Raw genomic sequence first — 6919 nt, 5'->3', positions numbered from 1 at the left:
CCCTGGCGCCCCGCCCCCTGACGTCCGGTCCGGTTACGCCCCCGGCCGGGCCGCGGGCATGCTCCCCCCGGAGCTCTCCATGGCCCAGCTGGCCAGGATCCGCAGCGACTCGGCGGACGGCGATCCGGGCTCGGCGTGGTACGTGATCAGCTGCTGGCTCTGGTCCGCGGGCAGGACGAGCGTCTCGTACGACAGCGTCAGCGGGCCGACCACCGCGTGGTGCAGCTCCTTCACCCCGAAGCCCTTGTCCTGGACGTTGTGGGTGGCCCACAGCGAGCGGAACTCCGGGCTCTTGACGGACAGTTCGCCGACGAGGGCCGCCAGCTTCGGGTCGTCGGGGCAGCGGCCCGCGTCGAGGCGCAGGAAGGCCACGACGTCGGCGGCCTTGCGGTCCCACTGCGCGTACAGCTCGCGGGTGGCCGGCTCCAGGAAGACCTGCCAGGCCATGTTGCGCTGCCCGGCGGGCATCGCGTCGAAGTCCCCCAGCAGGGCGCAGGCCAGCCGGTTCCAGGCGATGATGTCCAGGCGGCGGCCGATGACGTAGGCCGGGGTGTTGTCCATGGTGTCGATGAGGTGCTGCACCGACGGGCGCACGCGCTGCGGGCGGGCGGGCCGGCGCGTCTTCGTCACGCACGGGTGCACCAGGTGGGTGAGGTGGTCCCGCTCGGCGCGGGTCAGGCGCAGGGCGTCGGCTATCGCCTCCAGCACCCCCGCGGACACGTTCTGGCCGCGCCCCTGTTCCAGGCGCGTGTAGTAGGCGACGCTGACCCCGGCGAGCTGCGCCAGCTCCTCGCGCCGCAGCCCGGGCACCCGGCGCCGCCCGCCGTAGGGCGTCAGGCCCACTTCCTCGGGCTGCAGCCGCGCCCGGCGGCTGCGGAGGAACTCGCTCAGTTCGGTGCGCTGGTCCATGCCCACCAGTATGCGGGCGGCCGTGCGGGCCAGGGTGGTACTGCCAGTGGTAGGCACCGCAAGCGTAGTCTCAGCCGGGTTCTGGCTGGAGCGTTCTCCTGCGCGCAGGATTTCTCCCATGACGACACACACCTCCGTTCCCGCATACGCCGCCCCTTCGGCGAAGGCCCCCCTGGAGCGCATCACGGTCCGGCGCCGGGAGCCGGGTGAGCACGACGTCCTCATCGAGATCAAGTACTCGGGCATCTGCCACTCCGACATCCACACCGCCCGCGGCGAATGGGGCGAGGGCGGGCACTTCCCCCTCGTGCCCGGCCACGAGATCGCCGGTGTGGTCACCGCGACCGGCTCCGGCGTGACCCGCCACCGGGTCGGCGACCGCGTCGGCGTCGGCTGCTTCGTGGATTCCTGCCGCGAGTGCGCCAACTGCAAGGCCGGGCTCCAGCAGTACTGCACGGGCGAGCTCGGCATGGTCGGCACCTACGGGCGCACCGGCGGTGACGGCGAGGTCACCCAGGGCGGCTACTCCACCCACATCGTGGTCGACGAGAATTACGTCCTGCGCATCCCCGACTCCATCCCCCTGGACGCCGCGGCGCCGCTGCTGTGCGCGGGCGTCACCCTCTACTCACCGCTCGCCCACTGGCAGGCGGGTCCCGGCAAGAAGGTCGCCGTCGTCGGCCTCGGGGGCCTCGGCCACATGGGCGTGAAGATCGCGCACGCGATGGGCGCGGAGGTCACCGTGCTCAGCCAGTCGCTGCGCAAGCGGGAGGACGGCCTGCGGCTGGGCGCGGACCACTACTACGCGACCTCCGACCCGGCCACCTTCGAGACGCTGGCGGACAGCTTCGACCTGATCGTCAACACCGTCTCCGCCGACCTCGACCTGGACGCCTACCTCGGCCTGCTGAAGACGGACGGCACGCTCGTGCAGGTCGGCATCCCGGAGCGGCCCCAGCCGGTGTCCGCCGCCGCGCTCGTCGCCCGGCGCAAGTCCCTGGCGGGTTCGATGATCGGCGGCATCCCGGAGACCCAGGAGATGCTCGACTTCTGCGGTGAGCACGGCATCGCGGCCGAGATCGAGCTCATCCGGGCCGAGCAGATCAACGAGGCGTACGAGCGGGTACTGGCGAGTGACGTCCGCTACCGCTTCGTCATCGACGCCGCGACGATCTGACCGCCCCTCGTCACGCCGGGCCGCGACCCCGTACGCCGGTGGGCGTTGGCCACGGCGTCGCGCGACGCCCCCGGCGCGGTGCAAGACTGAGACGCGTCGGGGGACGCCGCGTGCCGCGCCCGCGGTGCCGGGCCCCTCGCGCGCATCCGTCGAAGGGGCACCCACCATGCTCAGCACAGATTTCGTGACCGGATCACCCAACTGGCTCGACCTCGGCAGCCCGGACACCGCCGGGTCCGCCGAGTTCTACGGCCGGGTCTTCGGCTGGGACGTGCAGTCCGCCGGGCCCGACACGGGCGGCTACGCCTTCTTCCAGCAGGACGGCAAGGACGTCGCGGCGCTCGGTCCGCTGACCGAGGAGGGCGCGAGCCCCGCGTGGACGGTGTACTTCCAGACGCCCGACGCCGACGCCACCGTCAAGGCGGCCGAGCAGGCGGGCGGCACCGTGCGGGTCCCGCCGGCCGACGTCATGGACGCCGGCCGGCTGGCCTGTCTGACCGACCCGGGCGGCGCGGAGTTCTCCCTCTGGCAGCCGGGGGCCGTCAAGGGCCTGGAGCGGGTGTGCGAGCCCGGCACCCTGCTCTGGGTCGAGCTGCACACCGCGGACCCGGCGGCCGCCGCGGACTTCTACCGCGCCCTGTTCGGGTGGGGTGCGGAGGAGAAGGAGTTCAGCGTCGGCACGTACACGCTGATCTCCACGGCCGGCAGCAGCGGGCCCGACGCCCCCTTCGGGGGGATCGCCCCCGCGCCGGGCGAGGGCGACGGCGAGGGCCGGCGGGCCCGCTGGATGCCGTACTTCCTGGTGACGGACACCGACGTGACCGTCACCAAGGCGCAGGAGAGCGGCGGCTCGGTGGTCGCGCCGGCCGCGGACGTGCCGGACGTGGGCCGGATCGCCTGGCTGGCTGACCAGTTCGGCGCGGTCTTCGGCGTCCTCAAGCCCCTGCCACGCGAGGCCTGACCCGCGGCCGGTCGCCCTCAGCGGCCGGGCCCCGGCCGCTCCGGGGCCGCCGAGGCCCCGCGGGCCTCAGCTGCCGCCCTCGCCCTCGGGGGTGGCAGCCTCCTGCTCCGTGGTGCCCTCGACGGCGGCCGCCGCTTCCTCCTCGCCCTCTTCCTCCGCCCCTTCCTCCGGCTCGGTCTGGGCCGCGACGATCTGCAGCACGGCGTCCTCGCCGTCGACGGCGAGGGTGGTGCCCTGCGGCAGCGGAATGTCCTTGGCGTGGATGGCCTGGCCCGCCTCCATGCCTTCGATGGAGATGGTGACGCCCTCCGGGATGTGCGTGGCCTCGGCCTCGACCGGGAGGGCGTTGAGGATGTACTCCAGCAGGTTGCCGCCGGGTGCGAGCTCGCCCTCGATGTGGATCGGGATGTCCACGGTGACCTTCTCGCCCTTCTTGACGATCAGCAGGTCCACGTGGGTGAGGAAGCCGCGCAGCGCCTCCCGCTGAACGGCCTTGGGGATGACGAGTTCCTTCTTGCCGTCGATGTCCAGGCGGATCAGCACGTTGGGAGTCCTCAGGGCCAGCAGCAGGGCATGCCCGTCCAGCGCCACGTGCCGCGGCTCGGCACCGTGCCCGTAGATGACGCCGGGAACCTTGTTGTCCCTGCGGATGCGACGGGCGGCACCCTTGCCGAACTCGGTGCGTGTCTCGGCGGTCAGCTTCACTTCAGCCATGCCTGCACTCCTCGCGGTTCAGTCGTCTGCAGACTCTGTTAACCGCCGGCCGGAGGGGTGCCGCCCCGGCTGCTCCGTACGGGTGCGATATCGGGCTGATTTCCATCTGATGGCAGATGCGCACCGCCTTATCCGGAATCCGTCCGCCTCCGCGAAAACGATCCGGCAGACTTTGCGGGCACCGTGCAGACCCCGCCACACCGTCGTGAAGTCATGCAGTCGTGAATGCGAGGGGACACCCATGAGCGGAATGCGAAGATTCAGCCGGAGAGCGCTGTTACGCACCGGCCTGGGAGTGAGCGGGGGCGCGCTGGCCTCCCGGCTCCTCCCCGGCCCCGCCGGCCCGTCCGGCGTCTCCGGCCCGGGCGCCGAGCCGGCCTGGGCGCCGGCCGCGGCCCGGCAGGGGCTCTTCCCCGAGTGGAGCCGCTTCGCCAGGCTGGCCGACGGCACGTTCGACGAGGACGCCGATCCGCTGCGCGACATGAAGCCGGTGATCACCGCGCTCAAGGCGCAGAACGTCAACGTGATCGAGCTCGACACGATCCTGTCGAACTGGCTGACGCCCGCGGAGTTCACCGAGCACATGGGCAAGGTCAAGAGCTTCACGGAGCTGGCGCACGCGGCCGGGATCCGCGTCGTCATGTACTACCCGTCGCTGGAGCTCATCAGCGTCGGCGGTGAGAAGGGCCCGTCGTTCTACAAGAACGGCGAGGGCAAGTCCTGGGTGCAGCGTTCTCTGGACGGCAAGCCCAACGTCTTCTACGGCAGCCTGGTCGTCTGGGTCGACCCGGGTGACGAGAGCTGCTGGCTCAGCCCCAACTCCCCCTGGCGGGAGTACTACCTCGGCCGCGTCAAGGCCCTGGCCGCCACGGGCGTGGACGCGATCTGGCCGGACGTGCCGATCTACTTCGACGGGGCGCTGAGCTGGTGCGACGGCTCCACGTGGGCCGCGGACGCCTTCAAGGCCGACACCGGTCTCGCCCTCCCGGCCAAGGCCGACTTCTCGAGCCTGCCGTTCCGCCGCTACGTGGAGTGGCGCCACCGCAACCTCAACCAGTGGCAGCTCGACATCGCCGCCGCCGGCCGGTCGGTCAACCCCGACCTGGTCACGTTCGTCGAGACGGTCAGCATGGACTACCAGTACGCCACGCTGGTCGGCCTCGACGGGGCGTACCTGCGCAAGGCGGAGGGCGTGAGCCACGTCTGGGAGGTGGACATCCTCGCCAACTACGACGGGATGCGCCACGCCACGGCGTCCGACTGGACGTGTCTGATCTCGATGTACAAGTACGCGCGGGCGGCCAGCGGGGCGAAGCCGGCGTGGGCGTTCTCCTACGGATGGAAGGCCGACGACGCGTCGCTGGTGATGGCCGAGCTGCTGGCGGCCGGCTGCAATCCGTACGAGGTCAGGACCCCGTTCAAGAACGAGACCACCGACAAGGCGATGCGCACCCGCATGTACGCCTTCGTCGCGGCCAACCAGGAGAAGCTCTACGACGCGGTGCCCGCGGCCGAGGTCGGCGTCTACCACTCCTCCGCCTCCCGGGACTACGTCAGCCCCGCCGTCGGCACGGGGATGTACGTCAACACCAAGGTGCCCTCGGGCGTCACGGACTGGTGGGCCGGGGGCAGCGCCGAGGAGAGCTGCACCCGGCAGGCGTGGCTGGGCGAGTTCCGCGGCACGGTCAAGGCGCTGGTGTACGCCCACGTCCCCTTCGCCACCGTCACGAGCCCGCACCTGGAAGCCGCCGACCTGGCCCCGTACCGCGCGCTGATGCTGCCGAACCTGCAGGCCGTCTCGGACGGCGAGGCCGCGGTCCTGCGGGAGTACGTGGCGGGCGGCGGGACGGTCGTGATCACCGGTCCGGCACCCACCGCCCTCGACGCCCTGGGCACGGCCCGCAGCGAGTACGCGCTGGCCGACGTGCTGGGGTTCCGCAAGGGCGACCCGCTGCCCGCGAGCAAGCAGAATCGATTCGGCTCGGGTACGTGCTGGTACGTCAAGGACCTGGCGGGCCTGAGCTACCTGACCTCCACCGACCAGGCGAGCGCCGACCGGATCCTGACCCCCGTCCTCGCGGCCGCGCCGCCCCCGGTGCGGCTCACCGGCGACCGCCGCATCCACATGGAGGTGAGCCGGCTCGGCGACGACACCATCGTCCAGCTGGTCAACTTCACCTGCTTCGGTGACGCCCCGGCCGTGTTCAGGACCACGCCGGCCGCCTGCTCCGTCGCGCTCGAACTGCCCGCGGGCAGGCGGGTGGTGTCCGCCACGGCGAGCTCCCCGGACGGCGCGTCGCCGGCCCCGCGGCCAGTCGCCTGGCAGGTGGCGGGCACCACCGCGACGGTGCCCCTGACCGTGGGGCAGTACTCCCTGCTGACGGTCACCACCGGGCCCGCCTGACCCCCGGGAGCGACGGCTGCGGCTACGGCCCGTCCGTTCCCGGGGCAGGGACCCGCCACAACGAGGTCGGCCGGTCCTCGTCCCCCGGGTGGGACTCGAAGGCGATCCACCGCCCGTCCGGGGACCAGCTCGGCGCTCCGTCGTAGGAGCCGTCGCTCACGGTCACCCGGACGGGACGGCCGCCGTCCACCGGGATCACGAAGATCTGCGGCACCTCCAGGCCGCCGGCGGTGGAGGAGAAGACCACCTGCCGGCCGTCGGGCGACCAGCTGGGGTCGGTGTGCTCGCCGGCACCGCCGGTGAGCCGCCGCAGGCCGCTGCCGTCGGCGTTCATCACGTACAGCGCCCAGTCGCGGCTGCCGCGCTCGCGCCGCTGGAAGACCAGCCGGTCGCCCTTCGGCGACCAGTTGGGCTGACGGTTGTCCGTGCCGGTGGCGGGACCGTCCAGGAGCCGGGTCCGCCCGCTGCCGTCCCGCCTGACCTTCCACAGGGAGCCGAGCGCACTGCCGCCGGCGTCCGCCGGCTCGTCCCCGCCCCCGCCCTTCGCACCTTTGCGGCTCTCACCGCTCTCACCGCTCCCCTCGCCGCTCTCCTGGCCCTCCCCGCTCTCCCGGCTCTCCCGGCTCTCCTGGAAGACGATCCACGAGCCGTCGGGCGAGAAGCTGGGCTCCAGATAGCCGGAGTCGCCGCCGTGCTCGGTGACCCGGGAAGGCCGGCCACCGCCCGGCGGCAGCACCCACACCTCGTCCCGCCC

At 72.3% G+C, this 6919-nt stretch carries 6 protein-coding genes; 3 read left to right on the top strand and 3 right to left on the bottom strand.

Features of this window, described 5'->3' with window-relative positions; all coding sequences use genetic code 11:
• Positions 1 to 33: 33 nt before the first annotated feature.
• The gene (locus ACSNOG_RS31155; protein ID WP_436756059.1) at positions 34 to 909 is read right to left on the bottom strand and encodes a helix-turn-helix transcriptional regulator; all 876 of its coding nucleotides are present in this window, start codon (positions 907 to 909) and stop codon (positions 34 to 36) included.
• A gap of 118 nt (positions 910 to 1027) precedes the next feature.
• On the opposite strand from ACSNOG_RS31155, the gene ACSNOG_RS31150 reads away from it, so the two are divergent.
• Complete coding sequence (locus ACSNOG_RS31150; RefSeq protein WP_436756058.1) at positions 1028 to 2086, top strand: NAD(P)-dependent alcohol dehydrogenase; 1059 nt, start codon at positions 1028 to 1030, stop codon at positions 2084 to 2086.
• A 166-nt stretch (positions 2087 to 2252) separates the two neighbouring features.
• Positions 2253 to 3047, top strand: coding sequence for a VOC family protein (locus ACSNOG_RS31145; RefSeq protein WP_436756057.1), 795 nt, complete (start codon positions 2253 to 2255; stop codon positions 3045 to 3047).
• Positions 3048 to 3113: 66 nt separating this feature from the next.
• On the opposite strand, the gene ACSNOG_RS31140 is transcribed toward ACSNOG_RS31145, so the two are convergent.
• A complete protein-coding gene (locus tag ACSNOG_RS31140) occupies positions 3114 to 3761 on the bottom strand; it encodes a 50S ribosomal protein L25/general stress protein Ctc (RefSeq protein WP_436756056.1) in 648 nt (215 codons plus the stop codon).
• A 241-nt stretch (positions 3762 to 4002) separates the two neighbouring features.
• Between ACSNOG_RS31140 and ACSNOG_RS31135 the strand changes: the two genes are divergently transcribed.
• Positions 4003 to 6165, top strand: coding sequence for a hypothetical protein (locus ACSNOG_RS31135; RefSeq protein ID WP_436756055.1), 2163 nt, complete (start codon positions 4003 to 4005; stop codon positions 6163 to 6165).
• A 22-nt stretch (positions 6166 to 6187) separates the two neighbouring features.
• On the opposite strand, the gene ACSNOG_RS31130 is transcribed toward ACSNOG_RS31135, so the two are convergent.
• The coding region (locus ACSNOG_RS31130; protein WP_436756054.1) for a TolB family protein at positions 6188 to 6919 on the bottom strand (732 nt) is incomplete at its 5' end.

Origin of the sequence: Streptomyces sp. URMC 124 (assembly GCF_051386455.1) — a bacterium.
In the GTDB taxonomy this organism is placed as follows: domain Bacteria; phylum Actinomycetota; class Actinomycetes; order Streptomycetales; family Streptomycetaceae; genus Streptomyces.
This window is presented reverse-complemented; position numbering and strand designations above follow the sequence as displayed.

Bases quoted from the DNA above. Each gene is read 5' to 3' on its own strand.
- ACSNOG_RS31155 (WP_436756059.1), bottom strand. From the start codon at position 909: ATGGACCAGCGCACCGAACTGAGCGAGTTCCTCCGCAGCCGCCGGGCG.
- ACSNOG_RS31150 (WP_436756058.1), top strand. From the start codon at position 1,028: ATGACGACACACACCTCCGTTCCCGCATACGCCGCCCCTTCGGCGAAG.
- ACSNOG_RS31145 (WP_436756057.1), top strand. From the start codon at position 2,253: ATGCTCAGCACAGATTTCGTGACCGGATCACCCAACTGGCTCGACCTC.
- ACSNOG_RS31140 (WP_436756056.1), bottom strand. From the start codon at position 3,761: ATGGCTGAAGTGAAGCTGACCGCCGAGACACGCACCGAGTTCGGCAAG.
- ACSNOG_RS31135 (WP_436756055.1), top strand. From the start codon at position 4,003: ATGAGCGGAATGCGAAGATTCAGCCGGAGAGCGCTGTTACGCACCGGC.